Raw genomic sequence first — 15,103 nt, forward strand, 5'->3', positions numbered from 1 at the left:
AACATGCTGTTTGACGTCGCACGCTTCGAATTGCGTTACCAACTGCGCAACCCGGTTTTCTGGGTTTCGCTGCTGCTCTTCTTTCTGCTGGGCTTTGGCGTTACCGCCAGTGACAATGTCAGCATCGGTTCGCCGGGGACCGTGCATGAAAATGCGCCCCACGCAATCGCGTCGATGATTGCACTGGCATCGCTATTCTACCTGTTCGTTATCACATCTTTTGTGGCGAACGCGGTTGTACGCGATGACTCAACCGGCTTCGGGCCGATCATAAAGGCCACGTCCATTGGCAAGTCCAACTATGTGCTGGGCCGCTATCTCGGCGGTCTCGGGATCGCGCTGCTGGGATATTTTGCCGTTCCTGCGGGCATGCTGGTCGGCGTATTCATGCCCTGGGTGGATCCGGAAACCGTTGGGCCGAACAACCCCGCTTATTATCTGTGGCCCTACCTCATTCTGGCGGTGCCCAATATCCTGCTGATGTGCAGCCTGCTGTTTGGCCTGGCCACCATCACGCGGTCGATGCTCTGGAGCTATATCGGCGTTGTGATATTCTTCATGGGCTATCTGATTGCGACAACGGTATTGGGATCGAAAGTCGAATATCAGGATTTGCTCGCCCGTTACGAACCCTTGGGTTTCGGCGCCTTGTCCGAGGCAACTCGCTATTGGACAGCGTCCGACATGAACAGCAAATTGCTGCCGTTCCAGGACCAGCTTCTGTTCAACCGTGTGCTGGTACTGGTGCTTTCCGCCGTGTTGCTTGCGCTCACCTATTGGCGTTTCTCAATGGAAGAGCGCGCGCCATCCAAGCGCAAATTGAAGAAGCTCGCACGGCAAAAGGCGGGCGAGGTGGGTGATGTTGCACATATTGTTGCCGCCCCTTTAGTGAACCGCAGCTATGGCGGGGCCGCTACACGCGCCCAATTCCTGGTCCGCCTGAAAATGGAGGTGCTGCAAGTCCTGCAAAGCCCGGGCCTGATCGTGCTGATGCTGATCGCGTTGATCAATACGATAGCCGGATTGTGGCTTACCCAGACGGTTTATGGCACGGCCTCGCACCCCATTGGGGCGGATATCATTACGAACATCATCGACGGCTTCACGATTTTCCTGCTGATCATCGCGGTGTTCTACGGTGGCGAACTGGTGTGGCGCGAACGGGATGTGAAGATCAACGAGATCGTCGATTCCACCCCGACCGCCAACTGGGTCATGACCATTCCCAAGGTCGTTGCAATCTTCCTGATCCTGTTGAGCATAAACGCCGTGGCGATGGCCACCGGGCTGGTATTCCAGCTGATCAAGGGTGTCGAAGAATTCGGCATTGCCAACTATGTGGTCTGGTTCATCCTGCCGTCGACTGCGGAAATGCTGATGGTCGCAATTCTGGCCGTGTTTTTGCAGGCGGTCAGTCCCAACAAATATGTGGGATGGGGGCTGTTTCTGCTCTGGTTCATATCGGGCGTCTTCCTGCGCAATATGGGCTATAGCAACGCACTCTACACCTATGGCGGGAACCCGCCCGTGCCGCTCAGCGATATGAACGGCGATGGTGGCTTCGGTTATGGTGCGTGGGTGCTGCGCGGCTACTGGCTGGCTTTCGGGGTCATATTATTGGTGATCGCGCATTTGATCTGGCCCCGTGGGACCGACACAAGATGGCGCAACCGCATCCGGAGAATCCGTCCCGGATTGCGCGGTGCACCGTTGGCCCTGATCGGTGCCAGTACCGCTGCAATGGTCGTGACAGGTGCCTATGCATGGCAGAATTTCAAAGTCCTCAACCGCTATGAAACGAGCGATGAGGCAGAGAAGTATCAGGCGGATTATGAGAAAAAATATCTGAAATACGAGAATTTGCCGCGACCTGTCGTGAAATCCGTAACGCTGGATGCGCAGATTTTTCCCAAGGACCGCCTGATGGAGGTAACGGGCCGCTATCTGATGCGCAATGAAACCGACAGGCCGATTGCCGAAGTCCATATCCGGCAGGGTAATCGCGATGCTGCATTCCCGAAACTGGCCCTGGCAGGTGCCAAACTGGTGCAGGACGACAAGAAATTTGGCTATCGCATCTTCCGTTTCGACCGGCCGTTGCAGCCGGGTGAAGAGACGAGGCTCGATTTTCAGTCCCGTATCCACCATCGCGGTTTCCGCAATGGTCCGCCGGATACGTCGGTGAATCTGAATGGCACATTCGTCAACAATTTCGAATTTGCGCCGATTGTGGGCATGAGCCGCCAAGGCGTTTTGCAGGACCGGACCCAGCGCCGTCGTCAGGGATTGCCCGCCGAATTGCGGATGGCAAGGCTTGAAGATATCGCGGCGACGCGGGAAAATTATGTCCGCACAGACTGGGTCATGTCCGACATCCGGGTGACAACCGACGCCGATCAGGTGCCGATCGCACCCGGCAAAAAGCTGTCGGACGAGAGCAAGAATGGCCGCAGGACAGCCCATTTCGTGAGCTCCGCGCCTATTCACAACTTTCTGTCGATCCAGTCGGCCCGCTACAAGTTGACCGAAAAGAACCATAAAGGCGTGTTGCTGACCATCTATCATGACCCGCGCCATGAATGGAATGTTCCGAAGATGATTGCGGCGCTGGAAACAGGGCTGGATTATTATCAGGCCAATTTCGGTCCTTATCAGTTTGACTATGCCCGTATCATCGAATTTCCGGGATATCAAAGCTTCGCCCAAGCATTTGCCGGAACGATGCCCTATTCCGAAAGTGTCGGTTTTGCGGCCGATGTTTCGGACCCGGATGCGATTGACTATGTCACCTATATTACCGCGCATGAATTGGGGCACCAATATTGGGCGCATCAGGTAATCGGTGCCGATGTGCAGGGGCAGACCTTAACCAGCGAAACACTGGCGCAATATTCTGCATTGATGGTCATGAAAAAAATCTACGGGCCGGACAAGATCCGCAGATTCCTGAAATATGAACTCGACCAATATCTGGCAGGGCGAAAAGGCGATCCCATTGGGGAGCAACCACTTTATCGCGTCGAAAACCAGCCCTATGTCCATTATCGCAAGGGTTCGATCGTCTTCTACCTGTTGCAGGAAAGACTGGGTGAAGACGCGGTCAACCGTGCCCTGCGCCGTTTTGTGGAAGCATGGAAATTCAAACCGGCACCATTTCACCGGTCGGTGGACCTGATTGCCGAATTGCGGAAGGAAGCAAAAACCAGCGAGCAGCAGGCGCTGATTACCGACCTGTTTGAACGCATCGCGGTTTATGATCTGAAGGCAAAAGAGGCGAAATCGACCAAAGGTCCGGATGGCCTGTGGAAGACCAGCATCACGCTTGAGGCCAACAAATATTACGCCAACAGCAAAGGGACCGAGACGCTGGCTGCACTTGGCGAGAATATCGAGATTGGCTTGTTTGGTGCGAAGCCAGGTATCGGTGCCTTTGGTGCAAAGGATGTGATTTCGATTGATCGCAAGCCTGTCAAAGACGGCAAGCAGATTGTGGTCATAACGTCGAAGCGCAAACCGGCCTTCGCAGGGATCGATCCCTATAACTTCTACGTCGACCGTAATTCGGACGATAATGTGATCGATGTCACCAGCTAGGTCCTGACGCTTCGGTCCTGACCCTAAACGAAAAAGGGCGGCCCGTTGAGGCCGCCCTTTGCGTTACTGTTAGCGAACCCGGGGGCCGCCGAAAGGCATGGGCGGGGGCGGGCGACGAACGCCGCGCGGCAGTTGCGCCTGATAGGCACGTCCGCAATGCTCAACGCAATAGGGGAAGCCGGGGTTCACAGGCTCTCCACAGAAATGGAAATCCGCTTCACCGGGGTGACCCAGCGGCCAACGGCAGACGCGCTCGTTCAAATCGAGCAGCGAAGTCTTGTCGGCCATTTCGGGGCTTGGCTTTGCAGGTACCAGACGGCGTGGCGGAGCAGGCGGGATAGGTGCCTGCTGGTCGCCCGGTCCCTGACGCATGAACCCGCCCGGGCCAATGGAAACGATACGCGGCATGGCCGACGCTGCACGTTCCGGAGCGGCTTCGCCCGAGGCAGGGGCAGGATCGGCGGCACGTGGTGCCGGTGCCGAAGGCGCCGTGCGGGGCTTGGCCGCAGCAACTGCCGCAGGCTTAACAGGCGCCGCCTTTTTGGGGGCTGCCTTCTTTTCGGGCTCATTGGCCTTGACCGGAGATGGGCGTGATTTCAGGCCCAGTCGGTGCGCTTTGCCGATAACCGCGTTACGCGATACGCCGCCCAATTCGTCGGCGATCTGACTCGCGGTGAGCCCTTTTTCCCAAAGGTTCTTCAATTGGTCGATCCGCTGGTCAGTCCAGGACATAAGTGCTTTCCCAAATTCTAAAATAAATTGCCGCTTCTCAGGCGCAATTGCGCCTTGCGGTTCAAGCTGCAAGCCGATAGTCGATTGCGCGATGAGTATCCACCAAAAAACCGCACAAGGCCCAGATAGGGACTCGACGCCGATCGTTCAACTGCCCGACGGTGTCCGCATGATCCGCCATGTCAACTGGATCGGCCTGAAGACACTCTACATGAAAGAGGTGCGCCGGTTTTTCAAAGTGCAACTGCAGACGATCTGGGCACCTGCAATCACCACACTATTATACCTGATTATCTTTACAGTCGCCCTGGGTACCGTGAAGCCTACGGTGCTCGGCGTTTCCTTCGCCGACTTCATCGCGCCGGGCCTTATCATCATGGGCATGATGCAAAATGCATTTGCGAATTCGAGCTTTTCGCTTCTGGTCGGGAAAATCCAGGGTACGATTGTCGATTATCTGATGCCCCCCTTATCCAATGCCGAAGTGCTGGCGGCGCTAACGGCTGCGGCCGTGACGCGCGCCTTCCTTGTGGGTGGCACCATATGGTTGGCCATGGCGCTTTGGCCCGGAGTAAATGTAACTCCCGCACATTTCTGGGCGGTACTGTGGTTCGGCCTTATGGGTTCAACGCTCCTCGCGCTGATTGGTGTGATGACGTCAATCTGGGCGGAGAAGTTCGATCATGCTGCCGCGATTACGAATTTCGTTGTTGCGCCCGCTGCGCTTTTGTCCGGAACCTTCTATTCCGTCGACAAATTGGCCCCCACCTTTCAGGCGATCAGCCACGCCAATCCCTTTTTCTACGCAATTTCCGGTTTCCGCTATGGCTTTATCGGCAGCGCGGACAGCCCGGTAGAATTCGGGGCATTGCTGTTGCTGGGGATCAACCTGGTGCTTGCGATTTTATGCTATCTCTTGCTGCGTTCCGGTTGGAAATTGCGCGCCTAAACTCTGCGGGCTTCGCGCCGTTTAACCTCTGATAAAGGGGGCAAAATGATAAAGGCTGCACTGGTAAAGCTGCAACATCGTTGCGAAAGGCTGACGTCTATTCTGGCATTCGGAACCGCCACCGAAATTAGCGCGGCGCGCGAATTGCTCCGGCAGTCGCTGGTTGAACTCTATCAGCTTGGATATTGGCGGGAACAGCCGGACCAGTTCAAGCGCCATATGCGCCTGTTCCGGGCCAGCGGTCCCGATCAGTTCACCGTGCCGGCGTCCATGTCTGCGCCTGACAGAAGGGGCCGATACATCCCTTGACCACAAGATTGCCGGACTTGCCCTTGTAAATAATCGACCGGTATGTTTTGCCGGATTTGGGGTCGTAAATCTGGCCTTTCCATTCATCACCGGCCTCTTTGAATCCGGTCAGAATGTTCATGCCCAGCAATGTGCGGCTGCGAAGTGCCTTGTTCGGATTGTTCACATCCTTCTGTCCCACGCCATTAGGCGGGGGAACGAGGAACTTGGCAAGTTTACCGCAGATCGTCGCCCCGCATTCGTAAATTTCGACCACGCCGTCTTTGCTTTGTGTCGTCCAGCGGCCGGTGACCGGCGCTGCTGCCTGGGCTGAAACCGAAAGAAAACCCAAGGCAATCAATGCTGCAGATAATTTGGGGGATACCATAAACTCTCCTCGAACTGGTGCGCTTACCATAACGTCCAATCCTGTTGCCGCAATGTTTTTGCCTTTTGAAGACATCATGCTAACCCGATTTCCATGACAGAAATCATCCTCTTCGATTACTGGCGGTCTTCTGCCAGCTACCGTGTTCGCATCGCCCTGAACCTCAAGGGTGTCCGCTACACTTCGGTTCCGACCAGCCTGCTGGAAGGACAGCATAAGGCGCCCGAATATGTCGCCCGCAATCCGCAGGGTTTTGTGCCCATGTTGCGCATTGACGGGCACGACCTGACCCAAAGTCTCGCCATCATCGATTATCTCGACGCGCATTATCCCGATCCGGCCATGGTCTCGTCCAATCCGGCGGACAGGGCGAAGACATTGGCGCAGGCACTCATCATCGCTGCGGATATTCATCCGGTAAACAACCTGCGCATACTCAAATATCTGAAGGACGAGCTGGGCCATAATCAGGACGCGATTGATGACTGGTACCGTCACTGGATCATCGAAGGCTTTACCGCGCTGGAGGCGATGGCCCCGGCGGACGGACTTTTTGGCGGCGATTTGCCGAACCTTGCGGATGTGTGCCTTGTTCCGCAAATGGCCAATGCCCGGCGCTTCGCAACGCCGCTCGACGCCTTTCCGCGATTGGTGCGGATCGATGCGGCATTGACCCAGATGCCGGCATTTGTCGCGGCGCATCCGGATGCGGTTAATCCCGACGCATGAAGCGCGCATTGCTTTTCGGCCTACCGCTGTGGATGGCGGCGACACCGCTATGGGCGCAGGATTGCCAACTGCCGGTGCGGGATGAAAATGATCAGGCACATTACGGCTGTCGTCCTGCCATCGACATGCAACTGCCCGTTGCGATTACCGCGCTAACAGATGCGGACATCCTTGTTGTCGGGACCCTGGCCGATCCCCGGTCCGATTCTGCCTATCCCGTGACGCGCATTGATGTCGCCGACCATCCGGGCGCACGGCTGGAAACGGCACTGCAACAGGCCGCGGGTTTGCAGCAATTCCGGCGATCGGATGCACGCACCGCCAATCCGACAAGCCAGGGGATTACCCTGCGCGGACTGGGCGGAAATGCGTCCTCGCGTGTCCTGCTGCTTCTGGACGATGTGCCGCAGGCCGATCCCTTTGGCGGGTGGGTCAGCTGGCCCGGTTATGATGCGCTCAATCTGGCGCGCATCACCGTCCGCAGGGGGGCAGGGCAGGTGACGTCCGGCGCGGGCGCGCTTGGCGGCGTTGTTGAGCTGGACAGCCTGCAATATCGTGACCTGCTCTCCGGCCGCCTGGCCTATGGCAGCCGCGATAGCGTCGATGCCAAGGCGTCAGTCCTGCGTAAACTGGGCGCCGGAAGTATTTCGCTTTCCGGAAGCTACGCCCGCGGTGATGGTTTTGTTCCGGTTGTGAAAGGGCAGCGCGGCGCCGTCGATCGTGCGGCACCTTATGAACAGGCCGGACTTGCCCTGCGCGCCGTCGCGCCGGTTTCGGACAATACCGAACTGCAGGCCAATATGCGCGCATTCACCGACGACCGGGATCGCGGTTTTGATTTTTCCGATAGCCAGAATAAAGGCGTCGATGCCAGCCTCCGTCTTGTGAACCGGACGATGGCAGGCTGGCAATGGAGCGCGCTGGGCTATGTCCAGATCCGCGATTTTGCCAATCGCTTTGGCGCCATTGCGGCCGGGCGGAACAGCGTTGCGCTGACGCTGGACCAATATTCCGTGCCTTCGACCGGGCTTGGCGCACGGATCGAGGTGCGTCCGCCTTTGGGCGACAAGGTCGAACTCCGCCTTGGCAGTGACTGGCGACGGACGTCGGGGGAGACGAATGAGAATTTCTTTTTCACAGGACTGGTCCCGGGCCGCAGCCGCCGTGCCGGTGGCCAGAGCGATACCATAGGGTTCTTTGCCGAGGGCAGTTACACGCCCAACGATAACCTGACCCTGACCCTTGGCGGGCATGCCGACCGCTGGAAAATCACCAATGGTTTCCGCAAGGAAGTGAATATCGGCGGCACCGTGCGCTCCGATGATGTGTTCGCGGACCGTTCGGGCTGGGAAGGAACGGGCAGGGGGAGCATTGCCCTGTTCGTGAACGACAGTGTGAAGCTGCGCGGCGCGGCCTATGCGGGCTGGCGCTTGCCGACCCTGAACGAGCTGTACCGCCCGTTCCGCGTGGGCGCGGATGCGACCGCTGCCAACGAATTGCTCACGCCTGAAAGGGTGCAGGGTGTGGAAATCGGTGCGGATCTCGAAACCGACGCGCTTAGCCTTCGCGCCACGGCCTTTGCGAACCGGCTGAAAAACGCCATTGCCAATGTCGGGCTGGGAATCGGCCCCGGCAATTTCCCCGGCGTCGGCTTTGTCGCAGCAGGTGGCGTATACCGGCAACGTCAGAATCTGGACGCCATTGCCAGCAAGGGTGTCGAACTGGAATTCGATTACCGGTCCGGACCCTATGCCTTTGGCGCGCGCTATGCCTATGTCGATGCTGAGGTCGACGCGTCGGGAACGGCTGCGCTGCTGGATGGCCTGCGCCCGGCACAGGTGCCCCGCCATTTCGCGTCGGCGAGCGTCGCCTATGACGCAGACGCGTTCCGGGCCGAGTTTGATGTGCGCTATGTTGGCGGGCAGTTTGAAGATGACATCAACAGCCGCGGACTGGACGATGCGCTGACCGTCGATGCCGGGTTCAGCTATCGCCTGTTGGATAAGCTCAGGCTTGAACTGCGCGGCGAAAATCTGTTTGATAGACGCGTCGAGGCGGCCATCGGGAGTGACGGTGTGATTGAGAGGGCAACACCACGAACCATTTGGGCCGGGATAGCGGTGGAATTTTGATGGCCAGGGCAAAGCAGCAACTGAAACTTGCCGAGTTTCTTCCGTACCAGCTTTCGATCACGTCGAACGCGGTCAGTGACCTGATCTCCCGGGCCTATCGTGGCCGCTTTGCCCTGAAAATCCCGGAATGGCGATTGATGGCCGTGCTGGGGGAGGTGCCTTCGGCGACCCAGCGCGAGCTTGTCGCGGCCACCGCGATGGACAAGGTCACCGTCAACCGCGCCTCCAAAGCATTGGAGGACCGTATGCTCATCGGACGGGCGCCCAATGTTGCCGATGGCCGGTCCCACCACCTTGCACTGACCGCCACGGGCCGCGAACTTTACGACCAGATCGTTCCGCTCGCACTTTCGGTCGAGGCGGAACTCGAAAAGATACTGGGCAGCGGGGAGGCGCAGGCGCTGGAGAAAATGCTCGCCCAGTTGCGGGCCCGTGTCGCCGAACTGGGCTAAGTTAGTTCTTTTCAAAATTGGTTTCATTTGTTACTAGTTTCGGAACGATTGACCCTGAACGAAAGCGTGTATCCGGATGACCGACCTGTTTGAAAATCCCCTTGGCCTCGACGGCTTTGAGTTTGTCGAATTTGCGGCACCCGAAAAAGGCATTTTGGAACCTGTATTTGCCAGCATGGGCTTCACGCATATCGCGTCGCACCGTTCCAAGGATGTGGATCTGTGGCGGCAGGGTGAAATCAACCTGATTGCCAATTACGAACCCCGCAGCCCCGCCGCATATTTTGCCGCCGAACATGGCCCCTCGGCCTGTGGCATGGCGTTCCGGGTGAAGGACGCGGCCAAGGCCTATCACGAAGCCATTGAACGCGGTGCGGAACCTGTGGAGAGCAAGACCGGTGTCATGGAGCTGCGGATTCCTGCCATCAAGGGAATTGGCGGTGCGTTCATCTATCTGGTCGACCGCTATGCAACGCTTGAAAATCCAGAGGCGCTGTCGATTTATGACATTGATTTCGAATATCTTCCCGGCATCGTGCGCAATCCCGTCGGCGCGGGTTTCCAGAAAATCGACCACCTCACACATAATGTCTATGGCGGGCGGATGGCCCATTGGGCGGGCTGGTACGAACGTATCTTCAACTTCCGCGAAATCCGCTATTTCGACATCAAGGGCGAATATACCGGCCTTACCAGCCGGGCGATGACCGCACCGGATGGAAAGATCCGCATCCCGCTGAACGAAGAAGGAAAGGCCGGAGGCGGGCAGATTGAAGAATATCTGCGCGCCTATAATGGCGAAGGTATCCAGCATATTGCCCTTATCTGCGACGATCTTGTCGGGTGCTGGGATAACTTGCAGAAACTGGGCGTGCCTTTCATGACCGCACCGCCGGAAACCTATTACAAGATGCTGGATGAAAGGCTGCCGGGGCATGGTGAGCCTGTTGCCGAACTGCAGAAGCGGGGCATCCTGCTCGACGGAACCACCGAAGGTGGCCAACCCCGCCTGTTGCTTCAGATATTTGCCCAACCCCAGATTGGCCCGGTATTTTTCGAGTTCATCCAGCGGCGCGGGGATGAAGGCTTTGGCGAAGGAAATTTCAAAGCGCTGTTCGAGAGTATCGAGCGTGACCAGATCGAGCGCGGCGTACTGGAGGCCGCATCATGAGCGTGCCCTTCACCTCCGAACGGATCCACCATGTCGCCTACCGCTGCAAGGACGCCAAGCAGACGGTGGAATGGTATGAACGGGTTTTGGGATTTTCCTACACCAACGCCTTTGCCGAAGATTATGTCCCGTCAACAGGGGCTTACGACCCCTATATGCATATATTTCTCGATTGCGGGGGCGGGAATGTGCTGGCCTTTTTCGAGCTTCCGAACCAGCCTGAAATGGGGCGCGATGAAAAAACACCCGCGTGGGTTCAGCATCTCGCTTTCAAAGTTGCGGATTTCGATACGCTGAAGGCTGCCAAGGCGCATATCGAAGCACAAGGCATTGAAGTCCTTGGCCCGACCTATCACGGCATATTCCGGTCCATCTACTTTTTCGATCCCAATGGTCACCGGCTGGAACTGGCCTGCGACATCGGGACCGATGAACAATATGCCGAACTGAAACGTGTTGCACCTTTGATGCTGGACGAATGGGACCAGACCAAGAAAGCGCCAAAACACGCCGACTGGTTACATATCGAACCCGGAGGCGAGTGAACTAATTGAATGCCTCGATGGCCGGTCTGCCTACCTTCGGTGTATCGGTCTTCGGCATCTTTGCTTCTAACGGGGCGAGCCAGATATTCGCCTTGTCGCCGATGAAAATCTGGGGTCGAGAGGGAACCAGTTGTTTCGAACTTTCCCAGCTGCTGATCAGGCTGACGGCTTCGGCGGTCGCATTTTCAAATGTCTGCGGTTTACGCAGGCCATTATTGATCAGCGCATCACCAAAGAAGGTCCAGTCATTGCCCGGCGCGCATCCGAACGAAGTCCTGTTGGATGCCGCGGCGGTAACAATGACCGAGTTTTCGTTGGTCAAAAGCGGAAGGAACACGCCGGAATAGCAGGCCGACAGCAATATCATCCTGCGTTCAAACCCAAGATCGTCCAGCAATCGGGCAAGACGGACAGGCGCGATCATTCCGATCCCTTTTTCCCCGTCCCGATAGGCAAGCCCGCTATTGGGATCACCATGAGACGTCGTAAAAAGGACAAGCACATCTTCTTTGAGGTTCATCTTCGACGCAACGGCCGCCAGCGCCGTCGCCAGATTGGGCGGCGATCCCTGAGGTATGCCGACGCTCTGGTCGTCGGCGCCCGCGGCGAGATAGATGGTGCGCCCCGCGGCGCCATAGCGGCGGCTCAGCACTTTTGCAGCTTCGCTCGCTTCCTTGGAAAAGACAGGGTCAGAGTCGAGCCCGATTGTAACAACATAGGAATCAATCACACCGTTCCGCTGGGGCTGAAGCGCGGCAATAGCGGTTGCGAGGCGCTTATGCTGGGCAAGGTGCCAATTGGCGCTCCGGTTCTGCTCCATCGACCATCCGTTTTTGGCGGCCTCAACCGGATTGAAGCCTTGCTGGCCTGTCGCCGGATTCGTTACGATCATGGCGAGCGCCAGCACCGTTGCCTTCAGTCTTTTTCGCATGATGTCGCCAGTTCCCCCGCCATCGTCAATCACGCACCGAATGTAAGACGACACAAACGGTTGCCGCAACCGGAATGTGCAGGCATCATATCATGTAACAAGAGAGGATATCTATGAAACTTGCATCCCTGAAATCAGGCCGTGACGGAAAACTTGTGGTCGTGTCGAACGATCTCGCTTGGTATGCGGATGCGGGTCATATCACGCCTACCTTGCAATCGGCACTGGATGACTGGGACCGGATTGCACCCCGGCTGGAGGCGTTGGCGACCGATTTGGAACATGCCGCCATCCCGCGGGAACGGTTCCACGAACATGATGCCGCCGCGCCGCTTCCCCGCGCGTACCAGTGGGCGGACGGTTCGGCTTATGTGAATCATGTCGAACTGGTCCGTAAGGCACGGGGGGCCGAGTTGCCCGCAAGTTTCTGGCATGATCCGTTAATGTATCAGGGCGGCTCGGACGAGTTTCTGGGCGCGCGCGACGATATTCCGCTCGCCGATGAATCCTGGGGCTGCGATCTGGAGGCCGAGATTGTCGTCGTCACAGGCGATGTGCCGCGCGGAACGTCGGCGCGGGATGCGCTGTCGCACATCCGCCTCGTCGGACTGGTGAATGACGTAAGCCTGCGCAACCTGATACCCGCCGAACTGGAAAAAGGATTCGGTTTCGTCCAGTCCAAGCCGGCCAGTGCGCTGTCGCCCGTCTTCGTCACACCCGATAGTCTGGGTGATTACTGGAAAGACGGAAAGCTGCACCGGACGTTGATGGTTGACCTGAATGGCGCGCCTTTTGGCCGGGCCATTGCATCGGATGACTGCACCTTCGATTTTGGTGTCCTGATCGCGCATCTGGCAAAAACCCGCAATCTGGGTGCAGGGTCGGTCATCGGATCCGGCACGGTGTCCAACCGCGATGCCGATGGCGGGCCCGGACGGCCGATTTCGGAAGGCGGCTTAGGCTATAGCTGCATCGCGGAAGTCCGCATGGTTGAGAAAATTCTGAAGGGCGAAATGAAAATGCCGTTCCTGAAAGATGGCGATATCGTCCGGATAGAGGTTCGCGACGATGCGGGCCATTCGATCTTTGGCGCGATTGAACAGACAGTGCGCAAAGCCTGAAAACAGAAAGGGGCGGAGAATTTCTTCTCCGCCCCTTTTGCTTGAAAATTGGGTCGCCTTATTTCTTCGCGAAGGCATCGCCGATCGAACAGGCTGCCGGTCCGAGAATAACGATGAACAATACCGGCAGAATGAACAGAATCAGCGGGATGGTCATGATCGCGGGAAGGCGAGCGGCCTTTTCTTCTGCACGCATCATGCGCTCGTTCCGGAATTCGGCCGACAGAACGCGAAGCGCGGATGCCAGCGGCGTACCATATTTCTCGGTCTGGATCATGGTGGTCACCACGCCCTTGATCGAGTCGAGGTTCACACGATAAGCGAGATTTTCGAAGGCCATACGGCGTTCTGTTAAGAAGCCGAGTTCAATAGCGGTCAGCGCGAACTCGTCACCCAGTTCGGGATAGCCACGACCCAGTTCCTTGGCGACACGGTTGAAAGAGGTGTCGACGGTCAGGCCGGCCTCGGCGCAAATCACGAGCAGGTCGAGCGCATCAGGCAGACCCTTGCGGATGGCGTCGGTACGCTTCTGGATCAGGTTGCTGAGATAAATGTCTGCAGCCTTATAGCCCAAAATGGTGATGATGGCGAAGGCGGCAAAGCGCTTGAACGTGCTGTATGTTTCCAGACCGCCAAAGCCATAGATCCACAGCGCAGCGCCACCGCCGAACACGACAGGCAGAACCAGACGGCTGAAGATAACGGTAACGGCAAGTTCCTTGCGGCGGATACCGGCCTGTGCCAGCTTTTGCTGCACGATCTTGATCTGGTCTTCCTGCAGAACCTGCAGTTTCGACAGCATCTGCCGCATCTTGTCCGTTGTTTCGGTTTTGCGGACAAGCTTGGCGCGTTTCTTTGAGGTTGTGGCGGTAATACCGGCCTTCAATTGCTCGCGGCGTTCGCTCAGCGCCTTGACGCGCTTGGCCATAGGGTCACGAACGGTAACCGCAGCATAGATTGCAAAGATCACGGCGACCGCGGCCACAGCCGACAAAATGGTCGCGACCCACAAGACATCGATCCCTAAAAGTTGAGGTCCACCTGGATTGGTCATTTTTCTATCCCGCCCCCAAATTTAGATTTCGAAATTGACCATTTTGGCCATGATGAACGCCCCGATCGACATCCAGACAATGCCGATCATGCCGGCAATCATCAGCCGTGGTTCGAAGAAGAAGCCCGCCAGATATTTCTGGTTCACCGACCAGACCATGCCGAACACGAAGAAAGGCAAGGAACCGACGATATATGCCGATGCCTTCGATTCCGATGACATGGCGCGGATTTTCAGCTTCATCTGGGCGCGCTTGCGCAGCACGTCGGCAAGGTTCGCCAGCGTTTCCGCCAGGTTGCCACCTGTTTCGCGCTGAATGGCCAGGGTGATGACGAAAAACTGGAATTCGGGCGTGCCCATACGGTCCGCCGTTTCCTGCAACGCGTCCTCCATCGTCTTACCGATGCGTATCTTTTCGGTCACCATTTTGAATTCTTCACCGACGGGGCCGGGTATTTCCTTTGCGACCATGCCCAGTGTTTCACCGACCGGAAGACCGGATTTCAAACCGCGAACGAGCAGTTCGATGGCGTCCGGAAAGTTGGTGGTGAACAGCTTGATGCGCTTTGCCATCAGGAAGCTGACGGCGAAGTGCGGCAATCCCGCGCCCAGCATCAGGCCGCCGAACAGCGCCAGATACATGGGTGCGCCCTTGATCCACAGCGCGGCCATTACAAGAAACGCAATGCTTGCGGACGTGATGAGATATTGCTGCAGCGTCCAGTTCTTACCGGTCTGTGCAAGCCGCAGGCGCAGACGGTCGGCGCGGCTTATGCTGCGGCCATCTGTAAACACCAGCGGGCGACGCGCGGCAAGTGCCTTGCGCATTTGCTGTTCGACGCGCGCATCGGCGCTGTCGGAATGACGCATTTTGACGGCACCAAGACGACGCGAGGTTGCCTTACCGACATTGGGACCCATGAATGCGAGCGCAATCAGGACCAAAACCAGCATGAAACCCGTCGCAAGTATAAGATTCTGCATCATTTTCCGCTCAGTCCGTGATGGTCGGTGGCG

At 57.4% G+C, this 15,103-nt stretch carries 14 protein-coding genes; 9 read left to right on the top strand and 5 right to left on the bottom strand.

Annotation, left to right across the window (positions count from 1 at the left end; translation table 11 throughout):
• The first annotated feature begins 3 nt into the window (after positions 1-3).
• Complete coding sequence (locus FOM92_RS01850) at positions 4-3,594, top strand: ABC transporter permease/M1 family aminopeptidase (RefSeq protein WP_143775073.1); 3,591 nt, start codon at positions 4-6, stop codon at positions 3,592-3,594.
• A 69-nt stretch (positions 3,595-3,663) separates the two neighbouring features.
• Here the strand turns inward: FOM92_RS01850 and FOM92_RS01855 are convergent, their stop codons facing one another.
• Positions 3,664-4,326 carry a GcrA family cell cycle regulator gene (locus FOM92_RS01855; protein ID WP_143775074.1) on the bottom strand — a complete coding sequence of 221 codons (663 nt, stop codon included), beginning with the start codon at positions 4,324-4,326 and terminating at the stop codon, positions 3,664-3,666.
• Between the two features lie 169 nt (positions 4,327-4,495).
• Between FOM92_RS01855 and FOM92_RS01860 the strand changes: the two genes are divergently transcribed.
• Positions 4,496-5,275, top strand: a complete 780-nt coding sequence (locus tag FOM92_RS01860) for an ABC transporter permease (RefSeq protein ID WP_246087203.1) — start codon at positions 4,496-4,498, stop codon at positions 5,273-5,275.
• A gap of 45 nt (positions 5,276-5,320) precedes the next feature.
• On the top strand, positions 5,321-5,584 hold the full coding sequence (locus tag FOM92_RS01865; RefSeq protein WP_143775076.1) for a hypothetical protein: 264 nt from the start codon (positions 5,321-5,323) through the stop codon (positions 5,582-5,584).
• On the opposite strand, the gene FOM92_RS01870 is transcribed toward FOM92_RS01865, so the two are convergent.
• Positions 5,529-5,951 carry a DUF2147 domain-containing protein gene (locus FOM92_RS01870; RefSeq protein WP_143775077.1) on the bottom strand — a complete coding sequence of 141 codons (423 nt, stop codon included), beginning with the start codon at positions 5,949-5,951 and terminating at the stop codon, positions 5,529-5,531. The two genes, FOM92_RS01865 and FOM92_RS01870, sit on opposite strands and share 56 nt — an antisense overlap.
• Before the next feature lie 93 nt (positions 5,952-6,044).
• Between FOM92_RS01870 and maiA the strand changes: the two genes are divergently transcribed.
• The 5 genes from maiA to FOM92_RS01895 all read left to right on the top strand — a co-directional run bounded on the left by maiA (position 6,045) and on the right by FOM92_RS01895 (position 10,980).
• Entirely contained in the window at positions 6,045-6,680 is a 636-nt protein-coding gene (gene maiA / locus FOM92_RS01875) for a maleylacetoacetate isomerase (RefSeq protein WP_143775078.1), read from the top strand.
• Positions 6,677-8,812 carry a TonB-dependent receptor gene (locus tag FOM92_RS01880; protein WP_246087119.1) on the top strand — a complete coding sequence of 712 codons (2,136 nt, stop codon included), beginning with the start codon at positions 6,677-6,679 and terminating at the stop codon, positions 8,810-8,812. Before maiA ends, FOM92_RS01880 begins: the two co-directional genes overlap by 4 nt.
• Positions 8,812-9,264: a MarR family winged helix-turn-helix transcriptional regulator gene (locus tag FOM92_RS01885; RefSeq protein ID WP_143775079.1), complete on the top strand. Its 453-nt coding sequence runs from the start codon at positions 8,812-8,814 to the stop codon at positions 9,262-9,264. Before FOM92_RS01880 ends, FOM92_RS01885 begins: the two co-directional genes overlap by 1 nt.
• Positions 9,265-9,340: 76 nt before the next feature.
• Positions 9,341-10,435: a 4-hydroxyphenylpyruvate dioxygenase gene (hppD, locus tag FOM92_RS01890; RefSeq protein ID WP_143775080.1), complete on the top strand. Its 1,095-nt coding sequence runs from the start codon at positions 9,341-9,343 to the stop codon at positions 10,433-10,435.
• On the top strand, positions 10,432-10,980 hold the full coding sequence (locus FOM92_RS01895) for a VOC family protein (protein ID WP_143775081.1): 549 nt from the start codon (positions 10,432-10,434) through the stop codon (positions 10,978-10,980). Before hppD ends, FOM92_RS01895 begins: the two co-directional genes overlap by 4 nt.
• Before the next feature lies 1 nt (position 10,981).
• On the opposite strand, the gene FOM92_RS01900 is transcribed toward FOM92_RS01895, so the two are convergent.
• Positions 10,982-11,911, bottom strand: coding sequence for a C13 family peptidase (locus tag FOM92_RS01900; RefSeq protein ID WP_143775082.1), 930 nt, complete (start codon positions 11,909-11,911; stop codon positions 10,982-10,984).
• Between the two features lie 113 nt (positions 11,912-12,024).
• Between FOM92_RS01900 and FOM92_RS01905 the strand changes: the two genes are divergently transcribed.
• Positions 12,025-13,032 carry a fumarylacetoacetate hydrolase family protein gene (locus FOM92_RS01905; RefSeq protein ID WP_143775083.1) on the top strand — a complete coding sequence of 336 codons (1,008 nt, stop codon included), beginning with the start codon at positions 12,025-12,027 and terminating at the stop codon, positions 13,030-13,032.
• Between the two features lie 58 nt (positions 13,033-13,090).
• Here the strand turns inward: FOM92_RS01905 and FOM92_RS01910 are convergent, their stop codons facing one another.
• Together FOM92_RS01910 and FOM92_RS01915 are read right to left on the bottom strand one after the other, a co-directional pair.
• Positions 13,091-14,086, bottom strand: a complete 996-nt coding sequence (locus FOM92_RS01910) for a type II secretion system F family protein (protein ID WP_143775084.1) — start codon at positions 14,084-14,086, stop codon at positions 13,091-13,093.
• A 21-nt stretch (positions 14,087-14,107) separates the two neighbouring features.
• Positions 14,108-15,073: a type II secretion system F family protein gene (locus tag FOM92_RS01915; RefSeq protein ID WP_143775085.1), complete on the bottom strand. Its 966-nt coding sequence runs from the start codon at positions 15,071-15,073 to the stop codon at positions 14,108-14,110.
• Between the last annotated feature and the right edge of the window lie 30 nt (positions 15,074-15,103).

The sequence above is a fragment of the Sphingorhabdus contaminans genome, from assembly GCF_007280415.1.
Taxonomy (GTDB): domain Bacteria; phylum Pseudomonadota; class Alphaproteobacteria; order Sphingomonadales; family Sphingomonadaceae; genus Sphingorhabdus_B; species Sphingorhabdus_B contaminans.

Bases quoted from the DNA above. Each gene is read 5' to 3' on its own strand.
- FOM92_RS01915 (WP_143775085.1), bottom strand. From the start codon at position 15,073: ATGATGCAGAATCTTATACTTGCGACGGGTTTCATGCTGGTTTTGGTC.
- FOM92_RS01870 (WP_143775077.1), bottom strand. From the start codon at position 5,951: ATGGTATCCCCCAAATTATCTGCAGCATTGATTGCCTTGGGTTTTCTT.
- FOM92_RS01855 (WP_143775074.1), bottom strand. From the start codon at position 4,326: ATGTCCTGGACTGACCAGCGGATCGACCAATTGAAGAACCTTTGGGAA.
- FOM92_RS01860 (WP_246087203.1), top strand. From the start codon at position 4,496: ATGATCCGCCATGTCAACTGGATCGGCCTGAAGACACTCTACATGAAA.
- FOM92_RS01900 (WP_143775082.1), bottom strand. From the start codon at position 11,911: ATGCGAAAAAGACTGAAGGCAACGGTGCTGGCGCTCGCCATGATCGTA.
- hppD (WP_143775080.1), top strand. From the start codon at position 9,341: ATGACCGACCTGTTTGAAAATCCCCTTGGCCTCGACGGCTTTGAGTTT.
- FOM92_RS01895 (WP_143775081.1), top strand. From the start codon at position 10,432: ATGAGCGTGCCCTTCACCTCCGAACGGATCCACCATGTCGCCTACCGC.
- FOM92_RS01885 (WP_143775079.1), top strand. From the start codon at position 8,812: ATGGCCAGGGCAAAGCAGCAACTGAAACTTGCCGAGTTTCTTCCGTAC.
- FOM92_RS01880 (WP_246087119.1), top strand. From the start codon at position 6,677: ATGAAGCGCGCATTGCTTTTCGGCCTACCGCTGTGGATGGCGGCGACA.
- FOM92_RS01910 (WP_143775084.1), bottom strand. From the start codon at position 14,086: ATGACCAATCCAGGTGGACCTCAACTTTTAGGGATCGATGTCTTGTGG.
- maiA (WP_143775078.1), top strand. From the start codon at position 6,045: ATGACAGAAATCATCCTCTTCGATTACTGGCGGTCTTCTGCCAGCTAC.
- FOM92_RS01865 (WP_143775076.1), top strand. From the start codon at position 5,321: ATGATAAAGGCTGCACTGGTAAAGCTGCAACATCGTTGCGAAAGGCTG.
- FOM92_RS01905 (WP_143775083.1), top strand. From the start codon at position 12,025: ATGAAACTTGCATCCCTGAAATCAGGCCGTGACGGAAAACTTGTGGTC.
- FOM92_RS01850 (WP_143775073.1), top strand. From the start codon at position 4: ATGCTGTTTGACGTCGCACGCTTCGAATTGCGTTACCAACTGCGCAAC.